The 22498-nt window shown below is 72.0% G+C and carries 19 protein-coding genes and 3 tRNA genes; 2 read left to right on the top strand and 20 right to left on the bottom strand.

What is annotated here, in order from left to right:
- Nucleotides 1–20 precede the first annotated feature (20 nt).
- From ACIP37_RS23110 to ACIP37_RS23075, 8 genes are all read right to left on the bottom strand, one after another.
- On the bottom strand, nucleotides 21–1064 hold the full coding sequence (locus ACIP37_RS23110) for a UDP-N-acetylmuramate dehydrogenase (protein WP_400809052.1): 1044 nt from the start codon (nucleotides 1062–1064) through the stop codon (nucleotides 21–23).
- A 61-nt stretch (nucleotides 1065–1125) separates the two neighbouring features.
- Entirely contained in the window at nucleotides 1126–2625 is a 1500-nt protein-coding gene (locus ACIP37_RS23105; protein WP_363629365.1) for an MFS transporter, read from the bottom strand.
- Nucleotides 2626–2712: 87 nt separating this feature from the next.
- Entirely contained in the window at nucleotides 2713–3303 is a 591-nt protein-coding gene (locus ACIP37_RS23100) for a TetR/AcrR family transcriptional regulator (RefSeq protein ID WP_400330246.1), read from the bottom strand.
- Between the two features lie 109 nt (nucleotides 3304–3412).
- Nucleotides 3413–3835 (bottom strand): MaoC family dehydratase, encoded by a 423-nt coding sequence (locus tag ACIP37_RS23095; RefSeq protein WP_063351327.1) that lies wholly within the window; start codon nucleotides 3833–3835, stop codon nucleotides 3413–3415.
- A 5-nt stretch (nucleotides 3836–3840) separates the two neighbouring features.
- Nucleotides 3841–4299, bottom strand: a complete 459-nt coding sequence (locus ACIP37_RS23090; protein ID WP_363369376.1) for a MaoC family dehydratase N-terminal domain-containing protein — start codon at nucleotides 4297–4299, stop codon at nucleotides 3841–3843.
- A gap of 156 nt (nucleotides 4300–4455) precedes the next feature.
- A complete protein-coding gene (gene rpmG / locus ACIP37_RS23085; protein ID WP_006604855.1) occupies nucleotides 4456–4620 on the bottom strand; it encodes a 50S ribosomal protein L33 in 165 nt (54 codons plus the stop codon).
- 83 nt (nucleotides 4621–4703) lie between these two features.
- Nucleotides 4704–4776 (bottom strand) — tRNA-Met (locus ACIP37_RS23080).
- A 43-nt stretch (nucleotides 4777–4819) separates the two neighbouring features.
- A tRNA-Thr gene (locus ACIP37_RS23075) sits at nucleotides 4820–4892 on the bottom strand.
- Nucleotides 4893–5178: 286 nt separating this feature from the next.
- Between ACIP37_RS23075 and ACIP37_RS23070 the strand changes: the two genes are divergently transcribed.
- Nucleotides 5179–6450, top strand: a complete 1272-nt coding sequence (locus tag ACIP37_RS23070; RefSeq protein ID WP_400844414.1) for a hydrolase — start codon at nucleotides 5179–5181, stop codon at nucleotides 6448–6450.
- A 248-nt stretch (nucleotides 6451–6698) separates the two neighbouring features.
- On the opposite strand, the gene ACIP37_RS23065 is transcribed toward ACIP37_RS23070, so the two are convergent.
- From ACIP37_RS23065 to ACIP37_RS23025, 9 genes are all read right to left on the bottom strand, one after another.
- Complete coding sequence (locus ACIP37_RS23065) at nucleotides 6699–7373, bottom strand: response regulator (RefSeq protein WP_363580044.1); 675 nt, start codon at nucleotides 7371–7373, stop codon at nucleotides 6699–6701.
- A gap of 60 nt (nucleotides 7374–7433) precedes the next feature.
- Nucleotides 7434–9986: a sensor histidine kinase KdpD gene (locus ACIP37_RS23060; protein ID WP_363580042.1), complete on the bottom strand. Its 2553-nt coding sequence runs from the start codon at nucleotides 9984–9986 to the stop codon at nucleotides 7434–7436.
- A 176-nt stretch (nucleotides 9987–10162) separates the two neighbouring features.
- Nucleotides 10163–10798, bottom strand: a complete 636-nt coding sequence (kdpC, locus tag ACIP37_RS23055; RefSeq protein ID WP_363580040.1) for a potassium-transporting ATPase subunit KdpC — start codon at nucleotides 10796–10798, stop codon at nucleotides 10163–10165.
- A 14-nt stretch (nucleotides 10799–10812) separates the two neighbouring features.
- A complete protein-coding gene (gene kdpB / locus ACIP37_RS23050; protein WP_363580038.1) occupies nucleotides 10813–12927 on the bottom strand; it encodes a potassium-transporting ATPase subunit KdpB in 2115 nt (704 codons plus the stop codon).
- A complete protein-coding gene (gene kdpA, locus ACIP37_RS23045) occupies nucleotides 12927–14588 on the bottom strand; it encodes a potassium-transporting ATPase subunit KdpA (RefSeq protein WP_363580036.1) in 1662 nt (553 codons plus the stop codon). The genes kdpB and kdpA overlap by 1 nt, the downstream gene beginning before the upstream one ends.
- A 1-nt stretch (nucleotide 14589) precedes the next feature.
- Nucleotides 14590–14679, bottom strand: a complete 90-nt coding sequence (gene kdpF, locus ACIP37_RS23040) for a K(+)-transporting ATPase subunit F (RefSeq protein ID WP_037971201.1) — start codon at nucleotides 14677–14679, stop codon at nucleotides 14590–14592.
- A 411-nt stretch (nucleotides 14680–15090) separates the two neighbouring features.
- Complete coding sequence (locus tag ACIP37_RS23035; RefSeq protein ID WP_363580293.1) at nucleotides 15091–17088, bottom strand: APC family permease; 1998 nt, start codon at nucleotides 17086–17088, stop codon at nucleotides 15091–15093.
- A 272-nt stretch (nucleotides 17089–17360) separates the two neighbouring features.
- The gene (locus ACIP37_RS23030) at nucleotides 17361–19193 is read right to left on the bottom strand and encodes an APC family permease (protein WP_363580034.1); all 1833 of its coding nucleotides are present in this window, start codon (nucleotides 19191–19193) and stop codon (nucleotides 17361–17363) included.
- A gap of 444 nt (nucleotides 19194–19637) precedes the next feature.
- Nucleotides 19638–19718, bottom strand: a tRNA-Tyr gene (locus ACIP37_RS23025).
- Between the two features lie 216 nt (nucleotides 19719–19934).
- Between ACIP37_RS23025 and ACIP37_RS23020 the strand changes: the two genes are divergently transcribed.
- Nucleotides 19935–20423, top strand: coding sequence for a YajQ family cyclic di-GMP-binding protein (locus tag ACIP37_RS23020; protein ID WP_063348915.1), 489 nt, complete (start codon nucleotides 19935–19937; stop codon nucleotides 20421–20423).
- Between the two features lie 78 nt (nucleotides 20424–20501).
- On the opposite strand, the gene ACIP37_RS23015 is transcribed toward ACIP37_RS23020, so the two are convergent.
- The 3 genes from ACIP37_RS23015 to ACIP37_RS23005 form a co-directional block, all read right to left on the bottom strand.
- Entirely contained in the window at nucleotides 20502–21029 is a 528-nt protein-coding gene (locus tag ACIP37_RS23015) for a hypothetical protein (protein ID WP_400809040.1), read from the bottom strand.
- A 212-nt stretch (nucleotides 21030–21241) separates the two neighbouring features.
- Complete coding sequence (locus ACIP37_RS23010; RefSeq protein ID WP_363579988.1) at nucleotides 21242–21733, bottom strand: hypothetical protein; 492 nt, start codon at nucleotides 21731–21733, stop codon at nucleotides 21242–21244.
- A 42-nt stretch (nucleotides 21734–21775) separates the two neighbouring features.
- Nucleotides 21776–22429, bottom strand: a complete 654-nt coding sequence (locus tag ACIP37_RS23005) for a helix-turn-helix domain-containing protein (RefSeq protein WP_363579986.1) — start codon at nucleotides 22427–22429, stop codon at nucleotides 21776–21778.
- Between the last annotated feature and the right edge of the window lie 69 nt (nucleotides 22430–22498).

Raw genomic sequence — 22498 nt, 5'->3', positions numbered from 1 at the left:
GCGTGCCCTGTGGACCGGGCCTAGAGCTTGACGCCGATCATCACCGGCTCGTTCACCAGCTCGACCCCGAAGGCCTCGCGGACGCCGTCCCGGATCTCCCGGGCCAGCGCCAGCAGGTCCTCGGCGGTGGCCGCGCCGCGGTTGGTGAGCGCCAGGGTGTGCTTGGTGGAGAGCGTCGCCGGGCCGCTGCCGTAGCCCTTGCCGAAGCCGGCCCGGTCGATCAGCCAGGCGGCCGAGGTCTTGGTGCAGCCCTCCGGCGCCGGGTAGGCGGGGGCGTTCTCGGTGCCCGGGCGGGTCCGGAAGGACTCGTACTGGGCGGCGGTGAGCACCGGGTTGGTGAAGAAGGAGCCGGCCGACCAGGTGTCGTGGTCCGCCGGGTCCAGCACCATGCCCTTGCCGGAGCGCAGCCCCAGCACCGCGTCGTGCGCCCGCTCCAGCGGCACCCGCTCGCCCTGCTCGACGCCGAAGTGCCTGGCCACCTCGGCGTACTTGACCGGAGTGGAGAGCCCCGCGTGGTCGGCCAGGGCGAACCGCACCCGCAGCACCACGTAGCGGTCCGGCTCGGCCTTGAAGCGGCTGTGCCGGTAGGAGAACGCGCACTCGGCGTTGGGGAGCGTGACCACCTCGCCGGCCGTGCGGTCGTAGGCGACCACCTCGGTGATCGACTGGGCGACCTCCTGGCCGTACGCGCCGACGTTCTGCACCGGGGTGGCACCGGCCGAGCCGGGGATGCCCGCCAGGAACTCGACGCCCGCCAGGCCGTGCTCGCACACCGCGCGGGCGACCGCCTCCGACCAGACCTCGCCGGCCGCCAGCTCCAGCACGGTGCCGTCCAGGGCGAAGCCGGTGGTCGCGATCCGCAGCACGGTGCCGGGGAAGCCGGCGTCGCCGATCACCAGGTTGGAGCCGCCGCCGAGGACCAGCAGCGGCTCGCCGGCCTCGTCGGCCGCGCGGACGGCGGCGATCACCTCGTCGTCGGTGTGGGCGGTCACCAGGCGGCGGGCCGGGCCGCCGAGCCGGAGCGTGGTCAGCGGGGCGAGGGGGGCGTCGTTTTCTACCAGCACGCCCACCAGCGTACGGGTGCGGGGACGGCCGCCCGGCCGCCCCCGCACCCGGATCGGCCGGTCAGGCCTTCGAGGCCTCGGCGTGGACGGGCGCCGCGTCCTCGGCCCGCTCGGCACCGGCCTGCTCCGGCTCCACGGCCGCCGGCTCGTCGGCGACGACCGCGGGCTTCACCCGGCGCGGGAGGAAGAACGCGCAGACCGCCGCGACCGCCACCACCCCGGCGCCGACGTACAGCGCGGGCACCAGCCCGTCGATGAAGGACTGCTCCGACGTGTACCCGCCCTGCGCCGAGAACACCGCCGAGAGGACGGCCACGCCGAGCGCGCCGCCGACCTCGCGCAGCGCGTTGTTGGCGCCGGAGGCGATGCCCTGCTCCTCCGGCCGGACGCTGTCCATCACCAGGGCGGCGGTCGGGGCGAAGTACAGCGACATGCCGATGCCGCAGATCACCACGGCGGGGATCTCGGCGGCGTAGTCGTAGCCGGTGCTGCCGCCGGTGATCGCCGCGTACATCGCCAGGCCGGCGCCCTGCAGCAGCAGCCCGGTGACCACGATGGGGCGGCCGCCGAAGCGGTCGGCCAGGATGCCCGCGATCGGGGCGACGATCAGCGGCATGCCCGTCCACGGGAGCATCCGGATGCCGGCCTCCTGCGGGCTGTAGCCGCCCACGCTCTGCAGGTGCTGGCTGATCAGGAAGATCGAGCCGAACATCCCGAGGAACATCAGTAGGCCGGAGGCGTTGACGGCGGAGAAGGCCCGGCTGCGGAACAGCCGCATCGGGAGCATCGGGTGCTCGGCCCAGCGCTGCTCGTACAGCACGAAGGCGGTGAGCAGCGCGACGCCGCCGATCAGGGAGCCGAGCACCAGCGGGCTGGTCCAGCCGTTCGGGTTGCCGCGGATCAGGCCGAGGACGACGCCGAACAGGCCCAGGCTGACCAGGATCGTGCCGACCACGTCCAGCGCCGGGTTGGCGCCCCGGCTCTCGCGGAGCTTGAGGGCGGCGAGCGGGATCAGGACGAGGCCGACCGGGACGTTCACCCAGAAGATCCACTGCCAGGAGAAGTGCTCGGTGAGCGTCCCGCCGACCAGCGGTCCGGTGGCGACGGCCAGGCCGTTGACGCCCGCCCAGATGCCGAAGGCCAGACCCCGCCTGGCCGCCGGCACCGCGGCGGTGAGCAGGGTGAGGGTGAGCGGCATGGAGACCGCGGCGCCGGCGCCCTGGACGGCGCGGGCGGCGATCAGCGCGCCGATGCCCGGCGAGAGGGCGGCGGCGGCGGAGCCGACGGTGAAGAGCGTGAGCCCGACCAGGAAGATCCGGCGGCGGCCGAACCGGTCGCCGAGCGCGGCGCCGAACATCAGCAGGACGGCGAAGGACAGGGTGTAGGCGCTGACCGTCCACTCCAGGTCGGACAGCCCGCCGCCGAGGTCCTCGCGGATGGACGGCAGCGCGGTGGTGACGACCAGGTTGTCCAGGCTGGCCATGAAGCCCGCGACGCTGGTGATCACCAGGGTCCAGACACCGAGCCGTCCCAGGCCCTGTTCTTCCGTTCTCTCCGTCATGACTTCCCCCCAGGGGTCTTAGATAGTTATTGATCACTAACTTTCGAGGCCCGAAAAAAGGCCGCACGGACTCCACCGTGCGGCCCGCTACTCCCCGCCCTCGCCGTGCTCTCCGCGCTCTTCGTGCTCTCCGAAGCCCAGGCCGCTCCAGATCCGGTGGTCCCGGGGGTACCCCAGTGCCACCAGCGTGTTGATCAGCATCCCGTACGCGAAGAACTCAGCGGCGCCCTGCACGTCACCGCCGATCCGGTTCCTGACCCGCTCGAACAGCTCCTCCCAGAGCCTCCGGGCGGTCTCCCCGATCTCGTCCTCGCCGGTCGTCCGGGCCGCGAACACCGAGACGTAGAGCTGCATCTGCATCATGAGCTGCTCGCTGTCCGCGACCAGGCCCAGGTACGCCTCGGACATCGCTTCGGCGGCCGCCGGCCCGGTCAGCCCGACCGAGGCCTCGTCGAAGACCTTCCAGGTCTCCTCGATGCAGCGCTCGGCGGCGGCCGTGAAGATCGCCTGCTTGCCGGGGAACAGCCGGAACAGGTACGGCTGCGAGACCCCCACCCGGCGGGCGATCGCCTCGGTGGACGTCCCCCGGTAGCCGCTCCTGGCGAATTCGATCACCGCGGCACGAACGACGCTCTCGCGCCGCTCCTCGGCGCTCATCCGCATGCTCGTCCTCGCCATGGGAGTCAAGTTAGTGGCCAATCACTATCTTCGCAAGGCCGACGGGCACGGCGGGAATCCCGTCGGACGGGCCCCGCCGCGGCCGGACACACCTGGGGCCGAGGGGCCTTCAGGCGAGCCGGACGACCGCCCTGGACATCCCGAGCACCTTCTGCCCGCCGGTGGTGGCCAGCAGGTCGACCTGCACCTTGCGGTCGTCCAGCAGCTTGGCGACCTTGGCCGACACCTCGACCACCGCGCCGACGCCGTCGTTCGGCACCGGGACGGGGCGGGTGAAGCGGACGCCGTACTCGACCACCGCGGCCGGGTCGCCGACCCAGTCGGTGACCACCCGAATGGCCGCGGCCATGGTGAACATTCCGTGCGCGATGACGTCCGGCAGGCCGACCTCCACGGCGAACTTCTCGTTCCAGTGGATCGGGTTGAAGTCGCCGGAGGCGCCCGCGTACCGCACCAGGGTGTCGCGGGTCACCGGGAAGGACTGCGCCGGCAGCTGGGTGCCGACCTCGACCTCGTCGTAGCTGATCGCCATCGTGTTCACTTCCCCGTCTCGTCGGCGGCCCGGGCCACCAGCGTCATGACCGACGTCACCACGTGCTCGCCGATCGCGTCCGACACCTCGCCACGCACGGTGAGCACGTCGTTGCCCGCCAGCGACTTGATGTTGTCGATGGTGACCGCGACCGTCAGCCGGTCACCGGCCAGCACCGGACGGGAGTAGGAGAACTTCTGGTCCCCGTGCACCACCCGGCTGTAGTCCAGTCCCAGCTCCGGGTCCTCGACCACCTGGGAGGCCGCCTGGTAGGTGATCACGAACGGGAAGGTCGTCGGGGCGATCACATCGGGGTGGCCCAGCGCCTTCGCCACCGCCGGATCGGTGAACGCCGGATTGGTGTCCCCGATCGCGATCGCGAACTCGCGGATCTTCTCCCGGCCGACCTCGTACGGCTCGGTGGGCGGGTAGGTCCGCCCGATGAAGGAGGGGTCGAGTGCCATGGGGCAACTCCTCGGAAGCACGGTGGATCCGGCGGCCGTTGCCGCCGGCGGGGCGCGCATGGGTGCATACGCGAAAAACTCCGGGCCGCACCCCCTGAGGGATGCGGCCCGGAGCTCAAGACCTGTGTCACACAGGCCCGATGCCCTGCGAGAGGGTCAGCGGGTCTCGCGGTGCGCGGTGTGCGAGTTGCAGCGGGGGCAGTGCTTCTTCATCTCAAGACGGTCCGGGTCGTTACGCCGGTTCTTCTTGGTGATGTAGTTCCGCTCCTTGCACTCCACGCAGGCCAGCGTGATCTTCGGGCGGACGTCGGTGGCAGCCACGGGAGTGCCTTCCTGGGACAACGAATAAGAACACAACAAGAGTAGCCGACCGGGAGTGCGATCTCCCGACCGACTACGCGGGGTAGCGGTGACCGGACTTGAACCGGTGACACAGCGATTATGAGCCGCTTGCTCTACCAACTGAGCTACACCGCCACAGTGATCCGCAGCACAACCGAAGCCGACTGCTTTTCACCAGAGCCCCCATGCGGAATCGAACCGCAGACCTTCTCCTTACCATGGAGACGCTCTACCGACTGAGCTATAGGGGCGAACGAGGAAGAGATTACACGTTCCGCGCCCAGAGGTGAAATCCGTATCCCGACGCGAAGACCGCAGGTCGGCGAGGTGAACGGACGGACGATCCAAGGCCCCGCGTTCGATCGGCCCACCAGCCGCACGGCCCGACCCGATACGACTATTGCCCGCCTCCGAGCGCCCCGCCCCCACGCGCCATAGGCTCGACCCTCATTGACGGGGACGGCCCGGGGCGTCAGGACGACCCGGGATCAGGACGGTCCGGCCGACCGGACGGGCCAGCGCGGGAAGGAGCCTGCGATGGACAGCGCAGCCGCCGACGGACCGCACTCCGGCTCCGGCCCGACAGCCAACCCGCTCGGGCACGGACCGGTCCTCCTGCTCACCGGCGCCCGGCTGGCCGACGGGCGGGTGGTGGACGTCCGGATCAGCGGCGACCGGATCCAGGCCGTCGGCACCGTCGGCAGCCTCGGCCCGCTGCCCGCCCTGCCCGGCGCGCCCACCATCACCACCGGCGCCAGGATCGACCTCAAGGGCTACCTGCTGCTGCCGGCCCCCGCCGAGGCGCACGCCCACTACGACACCGCCTTCTCCGCCGCCCTGTCCGCCCCGCCGCCGGAGAGCCCCTCCGACCTCACCCGGCGGGCCACCGAGGCCGCGCTCGCCTCGCTCGGCTACGGCGCCACCGCCCAGCGCACCCACGTCCGGATCGGCGACGTGCACGGGCTGCGCCGGCTGGAGGCGGTGCTCACCGCCCGGCAGGCGCTGCGCGGCCTGGCCGAACTCCAGGCGGTGGCGATGCCCCGGCTGCTCACCGGCCGGGCCGGCGCCGACGGCCGGGCACAACTGCGCGAGGCGCTCAAGCTGGGCGCCACCGCGGCCGGCGGCTGCCCGGAGCTGGACCCGGATCCGGCCGGGTACGTCCAGGTGCTGCTGGAGGCCGCCCGGGAGGCGGACTGCTCGGTGGACCTGCACACCACGGCCGGCGATCCGGCCCAACTCTCCCGGCTGGTCGGCGCGTTGGCCCCGCTGCGGCCGCGGGTGACGCTCGGGCCGTGCGGGGCGCTGGCCCGGGGCGCGTCCACGGTGCTGGCGACCGGCGGGGTGCGGGTGGTCTGCCTGCCACAGAACGGCGGCTGCACCGGGCTGGAGGGCCGGTCGCCGGGGCTGCGGCCGGGCCTGCTGCGGGAGTTGACGGAGGCCCGGGTGCCGTTGGCGGCCGGCAGCGGCGCGCTGCGGGACCAGTCCAACCCGGTCGGCCGGGCGGATCCGCTGGAGTCTGCGTACCTGCTGGCGGCCGGCGGGGAGCTGGGCCTGGAGGCGGCGTACGACGCGGTGGCGAACCAGGCCCGGGCGGTGCTCGGGCTGCCGCCGGTCCGGGTGGACGCCGGGTTCCCGGCGGAGCTGCTGGCGGTGCGCGGGGACAGCCTGGCGGGGGCGCTCGCGGGCGGCCACAGCCGGCTGGTGGTGCACAGCGGCCGGGTGGTCAGCCGGACGAGCGCGGTGCGGGAGTTCGCGGACACCGTGGCGCTGGCGCTGCCCCGGCAGTCCGGGAGCGCCGGCGGGGGCTGAACAGCCTCCCCCTCCCAGAAAGTTCAAGGGGCGCGCGACGGATGTCGCGCGCCCCTCCCCCACCTGCTGGCCGCCGTTCGACGGCGGCTGGAGCGGTCCCGGGCCTCCCCCACATTGGAGCCGGTCCCGCTCGGTCAGCACTGACGCTACGCCCACGGAACACCGCTCCGGGCCTGCCTTGACGCTCCCCTGTCGGTCTCCGGCCCGCTCTTGACGGGTCGTTGACGCGGCGGCTGCCGGGGCGGCGTTCAGGGCTCGTACCGGTACCCGATCCCCGGTTCGGTGATCAGGTGCCGCGGGCGGCCCGGGTCGCGCTCCAACTTGCGCCGCAGCCCGGCCAGGTAGACCCGCAGGTAGTTGCCGCGCGCCTCCTGGGCCGGTCCCCACACCTCGCGCAGGATCTGCCGCCCGGGCACCAGCCGGCCCGGGTTGGCCACCAGCAGGGCGAGGATCCGCCACTCGGTCGGGGTGAGCCGCACCGGGCCCCGCGGGCCGGTCACCGTGGTGGCCGTCAGGTCGACGGTGTGGTCGCCTATCACCGGCCGCCCCAGCGGGGCACCGCCCAGCGGCCGGCGCAGCACGGCGCGCAGCCGGGCCAGCAGTTCCTCCATCAGGAACGGCTTGGTGAGGTAGTCGTCGGCGCCCGCGTCGAGGGCGCCCACCTTGTCGGCGGCACCGGACCGGCCGGAGAGCACGATGATCGGCATCGCGCTGCGGGTGCGCAGGCCGCGCAGCACGTCCATGCCGTCCAGGTCCGGCAGGCCGAGGTCGAGCAGCACGGCGTCCGGGGCGGAGTGCGCGGCGCGGTCCAGCGCCTCGCCGCCGCTGGCGGCCGTCCGCACGGCGTACTGCCGGGCGCTGAGGTTGATCCGCAGCGTGCGCAGCAGGGCCGGTTCGTCGTCGACGATCAGGATCTCGCTCATGCGGCCACCTCGCTCCGCCCGGCGGTCACTTCGCGGGACACGCGCCTTTCCGCGGTTCGTTCAGTTCGTCCACTCATGAACGGGCTCCTCCCGAGTGGCGGCGGGCAGGGTGAGCAGCATGGTGGTGCCGCCCCCGGGGGTGTCCTCGACCTCCAGGCTTCCGCCCATGGCCTCGGCCAGACCGCGGGAGAGCGCGAGGCCGAGGCCGACACCGGTGGTGTTGTCGGTGTCGCCGAGGCGCTGGAAGGGCAGGAAGACCCGGTCGCGCTCCTCGGGGGCGATGCCGGGGCCGCGGTCGATCACCCGGATCTCGACCTGGTCGGCGTGGTGGCTGGCGGTGACCAGGACGGGCGCGCCGGGCGCGTTGTAGCGCAGCGCGTTGGTGATCACGTTGGCGAGCACCCGCTCCAGCAGCGGCGGGTCGGCGAGCACCGGCGGCGCGGTGTCCAGGTCGAGCGGCTGGATCGGGGCGTACGGGTCGGGGAGGCTGTCGAGCGCCCGGGGCAGGATCTCGTCGAGGTGGGTCTCGGCGAGGTGCAGGGTGAGCGCGCCGGCCTGGAGGCGGCTCATGTCGAGCAGGTTGTCGACCAGGCGGGTGAGCTTGACCAGCGACTCGTCGGCGGTGGCGAGCAGTTCGGCCTGGTCCTCGGGCGAGAACTCGACGTCGGGGCTGCGCAGCGAGCCGACCGAGGCGAGCGCGGCGGCGAGCGGGGTGCGCAGGTCGTGGCTGACGGCGGCGAGCAGGGCGGTGCGCATCCGGTCGGCGGCCTTGATCGGCTCGACCTCGGCGGCGACCACGGCGAGCCGGTCGCGTTCCAGGGCGACGGCGACGTGCGCGGCGAAGGCGGTGAGGACGCGCTGGTCGGCGGCCGGCAGCCGGCGGCCGGTGAGGACCAGGACGGCGTCCGCGCCGACCGGCACCTCGGTGGTCTCGCTCTGCCCGTCGGGGTCGTCCTGGTGCTCGGCCTCGGAGTGGGCGAGCACCTCGTCGTCGACCCGGGAGAGCAGGGCGACGGCCTGCATGCCGAAGGCCGTCCGGGACTTCTCCATCAGGGCGGACAGGGCGTCGGCGCCGCGCAGCACGCTGCCGGCCAGGGTGGAGAGGGTCTCGGCCTCGGCGGTGGCCCGGGCGGCGCGACTGGTGAGCCGGCTGGCGTGGTCGACGATGGTGGCGACGGCGAGCGCGACGGTGGCGAAGACGACCAGGGCGACGATGTTGTTGGTCTCGCCGATGGTCAGGGCGTGTATCGGCGGGATGAAGTAGTAGTTGAGCAGCAGCGAGGCGGTGACCGAGGCCAGCAGGGCGGAGGTGGCGCCGCCGAGCAGGGCGACGATGACCACGCCGAGCTGGAAGATCAGCGCGTCGGTGGTGAGGTTGATGCTCTCGTGCGCCTGGGACAGGACCGCGGTCAGCAGCCAGGGCACCACGAGGCCGGCCGCGTAGCCGGCGATGGTGCGGCGCTTGGAGTGGCGGCGGCCGAGCGAGGGCAGCCGGCCGCGGCCGGTGAACTCGTGGGTGACCATGTGGACGTCGATGTCCTCGGAGTCGTCCACGGTGGTCTCGCCGATGCCGGGTCCGGTGAGGAAGCGGTTGATCCGGCCGCGGCGGCTGGTGCCGAGCACCAGCTGGGTGGCGTCGTGGGCGCGGGCGAAGGTGAGCAGCGCGGTGGGGATGTCGTCGCCGACCACCACGTGGTAGCTGCCGCCGAGGGTCTCGACCAGCTGGCGCTGCTGGGCGAGCGCGCCGGAGGAGGCGCCGGCCAGGCCGTCGCTGCGGGTGACGTGGACGGCCAGCAGGTCGCCGCCGGCGGTGCGGTCGGCGATCCGGGCGGCGCGGCGGATCAGGGTCTCGCCCTCGGGGCCGCCGGTGAGGGCGACCACGACGCGTTCGCGGGTCTCCCAGACGCGGTCGATGTTGTGGCTGGCCCGGTAGTCGCGCAGGCCCTCGTCGACCCGCCCGGCCACCCAGAGCAGGGCGAGTTCGCGCAGGGCGGTGAGGTTGCCGACCCGGAAGTAGTTGGAGAGCGCGGCGTCCACCTTCTCCGCCCTGTAGACGTTGCCGTGGGCCATCCGGCGGCGCAGCGCCTGCGGGGCCATGTCGACGAGTTCGATCTGGTCGGCCCGGCGGACCACCTCGTCCGGGACGGTCTCGCGCTGCGGGATGCCGGTGATCTTCTGGACGACGTCGTTCAGCGATTCCAGGTGCTGGATGTTGACGGTGGTGATGACGTCGATCCCGGCGGCCAGCAGTTCCTCGACGTCCTGCCAGCGCTTGGCGTGGCGGCCGCCGGGGATGTTGGTGTGCGCCAGTTCGTCGACCAGCACGACGGACGGACGGCGGGTGAGCACCGCGTCGAGGTCCATCTCGTCGAACTCGGCGTCGCGGTAGGAGCGTTGGACACGCGGCAGGACCTCCAGGCCGTCCAGCATGCCCTCGGTGTGGCGGCGGCCGTGGCACTCGATGTACCCGACCGCGACGTCGGCCCCGCGCTCCTGTCTGCGCCGGGCCTCGTCCAGCATCCGGTAGGTCTTGCCGACCCCCGGGGCGGAACCGAGGTACACCCTCAGCCGGCCCTTGCGGACGCCGGTGCCGGGGGTGAGGTCGCGGGCCATGGGCACTGCTCTTTCGCTCCTGCGAGGGCTGCCGCCAGGGCGTCCTCGGGCCGGGGTCGGGACGTACGGCGGCCGACCCGGGCGCGGGGGTGGTGCCCCGGCCCGGGTCGGCCTGTTTCACGGATCCAGCCGTTGACCTGTCACTTCTGCTCCGCCGGTCATTCCTGTTCCGCCGGTCACTTCTGTTCCGCGAGTGCCCGGTTCAGCAGGAGGACGTTGACGCCCTCCTGCCCGAGGAAGCCGAGCGAGCGGCCTTCGGTGTACTTCTCGACCAGCTTGTGCACCGCGTCCGCCGACAGGTTCCGGGTCTTGGCGACCCGGTTCACCTGCTCCTCGGCGTAGGCGACCGAGATGTACGGGTCGAGGCCGGAGCCGGAGGCGGTCAGCGCGTCGGCCGGGACGCTCTCCGGGGCGACGCCGTCGAACTCGGCGGCGGCGGCGCGGCGGTCGTTGACGGCCTTCAGCAGGTCGTCACTGTTCGGGCCGAGGTTGGAGGCGCCGGACGAGGACGAGTCGTAGCCGGTCCCGGCCGCGGAGGGGCGGGGCTGGAACCACTTCGGGTCCGGCTGCGCCTCCTCCTTCGGGTCGTCGGGGTTCTTCTTCGGGAGGTTGAAGTTCTGGCCGATCAGGCTGGAACCGACCTCCTTGCCGTCGGACTTCACGAGCGAGCCGTTGGCCTTCTCGGTGAAGGCGACCTGGCTGATCCCGGTGACCAGCAGCGGGTAGGCGATCCCGAGGATCGCGGTGAGCACCAGCAGCGCCCGCAGTGCGGTGAAGTGGGTGCGGACGGTCGTCGGCAGGGGCTTGGACATCGGATTCTCCTCTCTCAGCTCAGGCCGGGGATGAACTGGACGATCAGGTCGATCAGCTTGATGCCGACGAACGGCACCACCAGACCGCCGAAGCCGTAGACCCCGATGTTGCGGCGCAGCAGGGAGCTGGCGTCGGACGGGCGGTAGCGCACGCCGCGCAGGGCGAGCGGGATCAGGCCGATGATGACGAGGGCGTTGAAGATGATCGCCGAGGTGATCGCGGACTGCGGGCTGTGCAGGCCCATGATGTTGAGGTGGCTCAGGCCCGGGTAGACCCCGGCGAACATCGCGGGGATGATCGCGAAGTACTTGGCCACGTCGTTGGCGATCGAGAAGGTGGTCAGCGCGCCACGGGTGATCAGCAGCTGCTTGCCGATCTCGACGATCTCGATCAGCTTGGTCGGGTTGGAGTCCAGGTCGACCATGTTGCCGGCCTCCTTGGCCGCCATGGTCCCGGTGTTCATGGCCACGCCGACGTCGGCCTGGGCGAGCGCGGGGGCGTCGTTGGTGCCGTCGCCGGTCATCGCGACCAGCTTGCCGCCCTCCTGCTCCTTCTTGATCAGCGCCATCTTGTCCTCGGGGGTGGCCTCGGCGAGGAAGTCGTCCACGCCCGCCTCCTCCGCGATCGCCTTGGCGGTCAGCGGGTTGTCGCCCGTGATCATGATGGTCTTGATGCCCATCCGGCGGAGCTCGTCGAAGCGCTCCCGCATGCCCTCCTTGACCACGTCCTTGAGGTGGATCACCCCGAGGACGCGGGCCGGCTTGGCGCCGACCTTGGTGGCCACCACCAGCGGGGTGCCGCCGGCCGCGGAGATCCCGTCGACCAGGGCGGAGACCTCGTTGCCGACCGAACCGCCGTTCTCGGTCACCCAGTTGGTGACCGCGCCGGCCGCGCCCTTGCGGACCTGGTGGACCGCCTCGGCCTCGTCCAGGTCGACGCCGGACATCCGGGTCTGGGCGGTGAACGGGACCCAGGTGGCGTGCGTCAGCTCGCCCTGGGCGCGGGCCCGCAGGCCGTACTCGGTCTTGGCGAGGACCACGATCGAGCGGCCCTCCGGGGTCTCGTCCGCGAGGGAGGACAGCTGCGCGGCGCTGGCCAGTTCCTCGGTGGACACGCCCGGGGCGGGCAGGAACTCGGCGGCCTGGCGGTTGCCCAGGGTGATGGTGCCGGTCTTGTCCAGCAGCAGGGTGTTGACGTCGCCGGCCGCCTCGACGGCCCGACCGGACATCGCCAGCACGTTGCGCTGCACCAGCCGGTCCATGCCGGCGATGCCGATCGCGGAGAGCAGCGCGCCGATGGTGGTCGGGATGAGCGCCACGATCAGGGCGACCAGGACGATCATCGACTGCGGCGCGCCCGCGTAGGTGGCCATCGGCTGCAGGGTCACCACGGCGACCAGGAAGACGATGGTCAGCGAGGCGAGCAGGATGTTCAGCGCGATCTCGTTCGGCGTCTTCTGCCGGGCGGCGCCCTCGACCAGGGCGATCATCCGGTCGATGAACGACTTGCCGGGCTCCGAGGCGATCTTCACCACGATCCGGTCGGACAGCACCTTGGTGCCGCCGGTCACCGCCGAGCGGTCACCGCCGGACTCGCGGATGACCGGCGCGGACTCGCCGGTGATCGCCGACTCGTCGACGCTCGCGACGCCCTCGACGACGTCACCGTCGCCGGGGATGATCTGCCCGGCCTCGACCACCACGTGGTCGCCGAGCCGCAGCGCGGTGCCCGGCACCTCCTCCTCGGCCTGCGTGGCGGGCCAGTCGGTGAGCCGGCGGGCGACGCTCTCGGTCTTGGTCTTGCGCAGGGTGTCGGCCTGGGCCTTGCCGCGGCCCTCGGCGACGGCCTCGGCCAGGTTGGCGAAGATCGTGGTGAGCCAGAGCCAGACGGTGATGGCCCAGGCGAACACGGACGGGCTGGCGATCGCGGAGACGGTGGTGACCACCGAGCCGACCTCGACCACGAACATGACCGGGTTCTTGACCATCACCCGGGGGTCGAGCTTCTTCACCGCGTCCGGCAGGGACGCGACGATCAGCTTCGGGTCGAGCAGGCCGCTGGCCACTCTGTGCTGCGCGGCGGGCTCAGCCTTGTCGGCCGGTGCGGGGTTGAGCGTAGGGGTGGACATCAGGAGAGACCTTCCGCGATCGGCCCGAGAGCCAGGGCCGGGAAGTAGGTGAGGCCGACGACGATCAGGATGACGCCCGACAGCAGGCCCACGAACAGCGGCTTGTGGGTGGGCAGGGTGCCCGGGGTGGCCGGGACCGGCTGCTGCTGGGCGAGCGAACCGGACAGCGCCAGGACGAAGACGATCGGCAGGAGGCGGCCGAAGATCATCGCCAGGCCGAGCGCCGTGTCGTACCAGTCGGTGTTGACGGTGATGCCGCCGAAGGCCGAGCCGTTGTTGTTGGCGGCCGAGGTGAAGGCGTACAGCACCTCGGAGAAGCCGTGGGCGCCCGAGTTGAGCATCCCGGCCCGCTCCCCCGGCAGGGCCATCGCCAGGCCCGTGCCGACCAGCACCAGGGTCGGCGTGGTGAGGATGTACAGCGAGGCGAACTTCATCTCCCGGCCGCCGAGCTTCTTGCCCAGGTACTCGGGGGTGCGGCCGACCATCAGACCGGCGACGAACACCGCGACGATCGCCAGCACGAGCATGCCGTACAGGCCGGAGCCCACACCGCCGGGCGCGATCTCGCCCAGCATCATGTTGAAGACCGTCAGCCCGCCGCCGAACGGCGTGTACGAGTCGTGGAAGGAGTTCACCGCGCCGGTCGAGGTCAGCGTGGTCGAGGCGGCGAACAGGCCGGAGGCGGCGATGCCGAAGCGCTGCTCCTTGCCCTCCATCGCGGCGCCCGCGGCCTGGAGGGCGGTGCCCTGGTGCTGCGACTCGGCGAAGGTGAGCAGGGCGACCGAGGCGACCCAGAACAGGCCCATCACGGCGAGGATCGCGTAGCCCTGGCGGTTGTCCCCCACCATCCGACCGAAGGCCCGCGGCAGCGCGAACGGGATCAGCAGGATCAGGAAGATCTCGACCAGGTTGGAGAAGCCGGTCGGGTTCTCGAACGGGTGCGCGGAGTTGGCGTTGAAGAAGCCGCCGCCGTTGGTGCCGAGCAGCTTGATGACCTCCTGGGAGGCCACCGGGCCGCCCGGGATCTTCTGCACCTCGCCGCTGAGCGTGGCCACCTCGTGGAAGCCGTGGAAGTTCTGGATCACGCCGGAGGCGGCCAGGACCAGGGCGAAGACGATCGAGATCGGCAGCAGCAGGCGCAGGTTGATCCGGGTGAGGTCCACCCAGAAGTTGCCGACCCGGTCGGTGCGGTTGCGGGTGAAGCCCCGGATCAGCGCGCCGACGACGGCGATGCCGACGGCCGCGGAGACGAAGTTCTGCACCGCCAGGCCCGCCATCTGCGCCAGGTGGCCCATCGCGGACTCACCGGCGTAGGACTGCCAGTTGGTGTTGGCGACGAACGAGATCGCGGTGTTCCAGGCCTGGTGGCCCTCCATCTGCGGAACGCCCAGGTTCAGCAGCAGGTAGCCCTGGAGGCGGATCAGGCCGTAGAGGAAGAGGACGGAGACGGCCGAGAAGGCCAGCACCGAGCGGAGGTACACCGGCCAGCGCTGATCGGCGTCGCCGTCGACGCCGATCACCTTGTAGATGCCGCGCTCGACTCTGAGGTGCTTGGTGGTGGTGAGGAGCTTGGCGATGTAGTCGCCAAGGGGGCGGTAGCACAGGGCCAGTGCCCCGACCAGGGCCAGGGCCTGCAGCCAGCCCGCGAGAGTGGATCCCATGTCAGAACTTCTCCGGGAAGATCAGCGCCACGACGAGATAGCCGACGAGCGCGACGGCCACGATCAGACCTGCGATGTTCTCCGCGCTCACAGCTTCTCCACCCCCCGCGCGATCAGGGCGATGACGGCGAACACGGCGACCGTGACACCGACGTAGATGAGATCGGACATGGGCTCCACCAGAGCGGTTCGGGAGACTGCCGCGGGCGGGCCGGGGGCTTCGCGCGGCGCCGGCGGACGACCGGCAGATGCAGCAAAGCAGCCGTCAGAGGCGCGTTATGGCTCCCTGACGCCCTCCATACGGGTGACTGCGGGACGTTGACGCGACCTTGACGCCCGCTTCACCGGGCCGTGACCGTCGTCATCAGGCCGTGATCGGCCCGGCGCCGGAACGCCGGAAGCCCCGGGATTCCGGGGCTTCCGTACGGATGGGGGTGCGGGTTGGTACGGACTTCGTGCGGGCGGGGCCGACGGAGGCCCGGGGGGCCGGCTACTGCTCCGGTCAGACCTTCTCCGGCGCCGGGAGCCGCTCGTACCCGCTCCCCGGGGCCGGCTCGCCCCGGCGCACCGCGCCGGGCGCCCGGCGCGACGGGCCTCCCGCGCGCCCGGAGGAGGTCAGCTGCCACGGCACGCTGATCACCATCACGCCCGCCGTGAACAGCAGCCGGCTCTTCAGCCACAGCGCCGACTGGTTGTGCAGCAGGTGCTCCCACCAGTGGCCGACCACGTACTCCGGGATGAACACGGCGACCGCCTCCCGGGGGCTGTCCCGGCGGTGCTCCCGCACGTACGCCAGCACCGGCTTGGTGATCTCCCGGTACGGCGAGTCCAGCACCTTCAGCGGCACCCGGACGCCGGCCTCCGTCCACTGCCGCTCCAACTCGCCGGTCGCCTCCGGCTCCACCGCCACGGTCAGCGCCTCCAGCGAGTCCGGCCGGAACGCCTCCGCGTAGCCGAGCGCCCGCAGCGTCGGCTTGTGCAGCTTGGACACCAGCACGATCCCGTGCACCCGGGCGGGCCGCGCCGACTCGGCCTCCGGGTCGTCCACCGCCAGCTCGGCGGCGACGCCGTCGTAGTGCCGGCGGATGCCGCGCATCATCAGCCACAGCACCAGCGCGGCGACCACGGCCAGCCAGGCGCCCTGGGTGAACTTGGTGAGCAGCACGATCACCAGCACCAGCGCGGTGACGACCGCGCCGAAGGCGTTGATCACCCGGGAGCGCAGCGCCGAGCGGCGCACCGCCGGGTCGGTCTCGGTGGCCAGCGCCCGGTTCCAGTGCCGGACCATGCCGATCTGGGACAGCGTGAAGGAGGTGAAGACGCCCAGGATGTACAGGTGGATCAGGCTGGTGACGTTCGCGTCGTACAGCCAGAGCAGCCCGCCGGCCACCACCGCGAGCGCGATGATGCCGTTGGAGAAGGCCAGCCGGTCCCCGCGGGTGTGCATCTGCCGGGGCAGGTAGCGGTGCTCGGCCAGGATCGAGGCCAGCAGCGGGAAGCCGTTGAAGGCGGTGTTGGCGGCCAGGATCAGCACCAACGCGGTGACCGCCTGGATCGCGTAGAACAGCACGCTGTGGTCGCCGCCGAAGATCGCCGCCGCGAGCTGGGCGATCACGGTCTGCTGGGGCGTGCTCGCGCAGTCGCCGGGGAAGCCGGACAGCCGGCAGGCGCCGCCCTCGGTGATGTGCACCTTGGCGATCAGCGCGAGGGCGGTGATGCCGGCGAACATCACCACGGCCGTGGTGCCCATCACGGCCATGGTGCGCGCGGCGTTCCTCGCCTTCGGCGCCCGGAAGGCCGGGACTCCGTTGGAGATCGCCTCCACCCCGGTCAGCGCCGTACAGCCGGAGGCGAACGCCCGCAGGCCCAGCATCAGCAGGCCGAGGCCGGCCACCGTGTCCTTGCCGTCCTCCGGGAGGATCCCGTACGAGGCGCTGGACGCCACCGGCGCGTCGCCGAGCGCGACCCGGACCAGCCCGGTGACCACCATCAGCAGGATGCCGCCGATGAACAGGTACGTCGGCGCGGCGAAGGCCTTGCCGGACTCCCGGACGCCGCGCAGGTTCACCGCCATCAGCAGCAGCACGAAGCCCAGCGCCAGCCAGACCCGGTGACCGGCCAGCGAGGGCAGCGCCGAGATGATGTTGTCCACCCCGGAGGCCACCGACACCGCGACCGTCATCACGTAGTCGACCAGCAGCGAGGCGGCCACCACCAGACCGGAGTTGGCGCCGAGGTTGCGGGACACCACCTCGTACGAGCCGCCGCCGCTCGGGTAGGCGTGCACCACCTGGCGGTAGGACATCACCACGACCGCCATCAGCGCGACCACGCCGGCCGCGACCCACGGGGTCAGGTAGAGGAAGGCGGCGCCACCGACGGTGAGCACCAGCAGGATCTCCTGGGTCGCGTAGGCGACCGAGGAGAGCGGGTCGGAGGCGAAGATCGGCAGCGCCAGCCGCTTGGGCAGCAGCGTCTCGCCGAGCTCCTCGCTGCGCATGGCCCGGCCGATGACGAGGCGCTTGAGCGCCTGGGGCACGTTGAACACGTTGGCGAGCGTAAGTTCGGTCGGACACGACGGAATCCGTTGCGGCGCTGGCCCGGCACGTCCCGCCCTCATGGACTTCCCGCAGGTCAGGGCCACTGCGGGCGGGCACGTGCCGGGCGTATCGAGGGCGTCAGGGCCGCCCCGTTAAGACCGCGTCAAGATACCGGGTTGTTATCGGGCGTCCAGGCTGTGGACGCCCAGCACCTCAGCGGTGGCGGCCCGGGTCACATCCGCATCCGCAGCCGGCAGACCACCGCGTCGGTGTGCCGGCGCAGCGCGCGGTCGATCACGGCGCCGCGCCGGTTCTGCAGCGCCCGCTGCCACCAGCGGGCCGGCTCCACCTCCGGGATCAGCACCGTCAGCCGGTCGTAGGCGTGCTCCTCGCCTAGCCGGTTCACGAACGCGGCGATCGGCTGGCCCAGCCGGCGGCGGTCCTCCGGGATCTCCACCAGCGGCACGCCCGGCTGCCACAGCTCCCAGTCCCGCCGCAGCGCCTCCGCCTCGGCCTGCTCGTGCACCACCGTCACCGCCAGCACCTCGTCCCCGAGCGACAGCGCCGCCGACAGGCCGTCCCGGGTGAGCCGGGTGATGGCCGTCACCGGCACGACCACCAGGCTGCGCTGGCGGGTCACCGCGCCCGGCACCCGGCCCAGCTCCAGCCGCTCCCCGATCAACCCGTAGCTGCGGTGCACCGCCTCGAACAGCACCACCAGCAGCGGCAGCGCCACCACGATGCCCCAGGCGCCCTCGGTGAACTTGGTGCCGGTCACCACCACCGTCGCGACCCCGGTGAGCAGCGCGCCGAACCCGTTCAGCACGGCCTTCCGCACCCAGCCGGCCGGCCGGTGCACGGACCAGTGCCGGACCATGCCGACCTGACAGATCGTGAACCCGACGAACACGCCGATCGAGAACAGCGGCACCAGGCTGTTCACGTCCCCGCCCGAGCCGACCAGCAGCGCCGCCGACACCAGGGCGAGGAACAGCACCCCGTGCCGGTGCACCTGGCGGTCGGCCCGCAGCGCGAACACGTGCGGCAGGTGGTTGTCCCGGGCGAGCAGGTGCAGCAGCACCGGCAGCCCGCCGAAGGAGGTGTTCGCGGCAAGCCCGAGCAGCACCACGGTGGCGAACTGGACGACGTAGAAGGCGGCGCCGTGGCCGAGCGAGGCGTCGGCGAGCTGGGCCAGCACCGTGACGCCCTCCACCGGCTGGAGGTGGAAACGGCCGATCAGCACGGCCAGCCCGATCAGCATCACGCCGAGCAGGGCGCCGAGCACCACCTCGGTGTGCTGCGCCCGCTTCACCCGCGGGGTCCGGAACGACGGGACGGCGTTCGCCACCGCCTCCACCCCGGTCAGCGCCGAGCACCCGGCCGCGAACGCCTTGAGCAGCAGCAGCGCGCCGACGGTCGTGGCGTTCTCGGCCAGCGTCGAGGCGTGGCCCGCGGCGGCCGCGGTGCTCGCCGGGCCGTCCCGGAACAGGCCGACCACGATGATCGCCAGGATCGACACCACGAAGACGGCCGTCGGCGCCATGAACCAGCGCGCCGACTCGGCGATCCCGCGCAGGTTCACCGCCGTCACCAGGGCCAGCACGCCCAGGCACAGCCAGACCCGGTCGTCGTACAGGCTCGGCACCGCCGAGGTCAGCGCCGCCACCCCCGCGGTCACCGAGACCGCCACGTTCAGGATGTAGTCGATCACCAGCGAGGCGGCCGCGGTCAGCGCCGTCCGTCGGCCCAGGTGCTCCTTCGCCACCGCGTACGAGCCGCCGCCGTCCGGGAACGCCGCGATCACCTGCCGGTACGACGCCACCAGCACGCCCAGCAGCACCGCGATCGCCACCGTCACCGGCAGTGTGAAGCCCAGCCCGTACGCCCCGGCCGCGGCCAGCACCAGCACGATCGACTCCGGCCCGTACGCGACCGAGGCCATGGCGTCCAACGACAGCGCCGCCAGACCGCCCAGCGCACTCAGCCGGTGCCGCTCGTCGCCCGCGCCGGTGTCCGGCGGTTCGGGTTCGGCCGTGACGGCCTGGGTGGTGATGGCGCTGGGCATCGGACGGAACCTCCGCGATCGGTTGTTCCTCCGATCCTGCGGGCCGCACCCCCGCCCTCCCCCCGACCCCTACGCGTTCCTGACGCCGTCCCAGGAACCATTGACGGGCCCTTGACGCACCGCGGGAGAGCTCATGGCGGGGGGTGGCGGGGATGGGTGGGCCGCTGTCCCGGCGGGCGCCGGTTGGGAAGACGACCAGCTCTTGCGAAGAACCCCCGGCGCGCCCTACGCACACCCGGGACACCACCACAATCACGCTGAACGGCCCCACCCACCCCCGCACCCACTCTGCTGCCTGCTGACCGTAATTGCAAGCAATGCGCAATAAGTGTCCTCGCCGCCGGCACGGCAGCGCCGCGGCGCCCACGCGACGATCACGCGGCGGGAAAACGACAACGGCCCCCGATCCGCGTCTCCGCAGATCGGGGGCCGTTCTCTGTCCTGTGGCTGGTGCAGGGTTCGAACCTGCGTAGCTTACGCGGCAGATTTACAGTCTGCTCCCTTTGGCCGCTCGGGCAACCAGCCAGGATCTTGTCCCCCGGGGCGTCCGCCCCGTTCGACGTCGTAAACAATACCTGATGCCAGGGGGTGCTCCGCCACTCGATAGGTCACGTGATGATCAAGGGCCACGGCGTGGCTGTCGGGGGCGGGGGCGGGGTACCGCTGGATAGGCTGGGGAGGCGGACGCCCGGTGGGGCAGGCCGTGCCAGTGAAGCCAGAACATCAAGGAGACCAACACCCATGGCCGACTCCAGTTTCGACATCGTCTCGAAGGTCGAGTGGCAGGAGGTCGACAACGCGATCAACCAGACCTCCCGTGAGATCGCCACCCGTTTCGACTTCAAGGGCGTCGGCGGCGAGATCAGCCGCTCCGGCGAGAAGATCGAGATGAAGGCCAACGGCGAGGAGCGCGTGAAGGCCATCCTGGACGTCCTACAGGGCAAGTTCATCAAGCGCGGACTGTCGCTCAAGGCCCTGGACGCCGGCGAGCCGCAGCTGTCCGGCAAGGAGTACAAGATCTTCGCGGACATCAAGGAGGGCATCTCCACGGAGGATGCCAAGAAGGTCGCGAAGATCATCCGCGACGAGGGCCCGAAGGGCGTCAAGGCGCAGGTCCAGGGCGACGAGCTGCGGGTCAGCTCGAAGAGCCGCGACGACCTGCAGACCGTACAGGCACTGCTCAAGGGCAAGGACCTGGACTTCGCGATCCAGTACGTGAACTACCGCTGACCCCTGGAGGGTTGTGCGGCAGGGCCCCGCTTCCGGGAGCTTGAGCTCCAGGGGGCGGGGCCTTTCGCGTGGGTGGGGTCAGCCGGCGGCGGGGCGGGGGTGGGTGGCCGTGGCGAGGGCTTGGGCCTGGGCGCGCAGGGTGGCGAGCTGGTCCAGCAGGGTGGCCGGGCCGGAGGTCTTGGACAGGGTCGGGGCGGTCACCGCCGGGGCGGCCGGGAGCTGGGCGATCAGGCTCTGCAGGGTGGTCTGCAGGGTGGCGACGAGCTGTTGGACGGCCGCGGGGTCGGGGGTGGTGGACGTGGCCTCCGAGAGCAGGCCGGCGATCTGGTTGATGACGTCGCCGAGAGCCCCGAGGGCCGCACTCGGGTCCGGGGTCGCGGGCAGGGCCGGGACGACGGGCACCGGAACGGTCGGCAGTGCCAGGTCCGCGGGCAGGAGCGGGGCGGCGGCCACCACGTCGGCGGGCGCCGGGATGGCGGCGGGGTTCGGGACGGAGGCGAGGGTGGTGCGCGGGGCCTCGGCTTCGTGGCCGGCGGCGGACGCCGTGGTGACCACGGTCAGTGCGAGGGCCGCGATCAGCGCGGCGACCATCCGGGTGGCACGCATGGGTACTGCTCCCTCTCAAGTGCGAGTCGGGCGGGATCGCCTGCTTCACACGGTGGGGCAGCATTCCTGACGCAGCCACCGCAGCTACGCCGAACGACGCGCGACGGCCGGCCGACGATGAGCCATCCGGCGATGGGCCGCCCGACGGCGAGTCATCCGACGGCATCTCAGTCGTCGGCATCTCAGTCGTCGACGGGTCAGTCGGCGGCGGGTCAGTCGGCGGCTGCCCAGCCGCTGGTGCCGCGGTGGGCGGACAGGCCGACGGACTCGAACTCGTCCACCCGGCCGGCCTCGGTGCGGGCGCCGATCCGCCGCAGGGCGCGGGAGATCGGGGAGCCCTCGGGCGGGAAGGGTTCGAACTCTCCCTTGGTGAGCGGTCCGAGGACGATCCGGCCGTCCTCCCAGACGGCGGCGCGCTGGGTGCCGCTGCCGCCGAAGTACTCGGCCTCGACGCAGGCGATCGGGCCGGCCTTGGACCAGGCGGCCAGCCGGAGTTCGAAGCCGCCCGGGTGCCAGCCGAAGCCGGCCCCCTCGGCGGGCTTCGTCGAGCCGTCGTCGGTCTGGAGGGCGGAGAGCACCGCGGGGGTGACCGGTATCAGGGCCAGACCCTGCGCCAGTGGCACCACCCGGGCCGTCGAGGTTTCCGCCGCGGCCACCGCCAACAGCTCGAATGTTCCTATCAGGGCCTGGAGTTCATAGGACATGCCGGTCATCGTGTCCCACCGCACCGACAGTCGGCGCGGAGTTTATGATTCCGTGCCCGGCTGGAGTCCGTAGAGCAGGGTGAAGACCGTCACGTCCACCGCGTCCTCGGCCGTGCTGGGCGCTTCCTCGTTCAGCTCGTCGATGACTGCGGCGAGTTGGGTCCGCAGCCGGATCAGCCGGTCCGGGCTGAGCCGCAGCGTCGAGTGCACGAACAGTCCGGGCGGCCCGACCGATCCGTCCCGGGGCGAGCTGAAGTCCAGCCGCCCGCCGAGGACCTGGGCGCGGAAGTCGCCGCGGACCCGGTCCATGGCGGCCAGGATGGCGTCGTACGCCTCGGAGCGGCCCGGGGAGTCCGCGGTGAACATCTCCGGGGCGAGCCGGATCGACTCCTGGGCGGCGGCGTAGCGGCTCTCGACGATCCCGGAGACCAGCCGGGTGCCGGCCACGATGACCAGCCCCGCCTTCTCCAACTGCTTGATGTGGCGGTAGAGCTTGGTCTGCGGTTCGCCGAGCGCGGCGGCGATCTCCTTGGCGGTGAGCGGGCGCTCCTCGCCGGACTTCAGGGCGCCGAGGATGGCCAGCCGCAGCGGGTCGGCCAGCGCCTTGAGCACGGCGACGTCGGCCACCTGGCGTTCCTTGACCCAGGTGGTGGGTTGCTCGCCGCCGTCGGCGGGTTCCAGATCGTGCTCGGCCACGGGCACCACCTTGGCAGATCGGCCGCGCCGCACGCAATCACGCTCTGGTGAGCGCTCACCCTTGCGCAA

The organism is Kitasatospora sp. NPDC088861 (assembly GCF_044750105.1).
GTDB lineage: Bacteria > Actinomycetota > Actinomycetes > Streptomycetales > Streptomycetaceae > Kitasatospora.
Note: the sequence above shows the minus strand (reverse complement) of the source record. Positions and strands in the feature narration are given on the sequence as shown.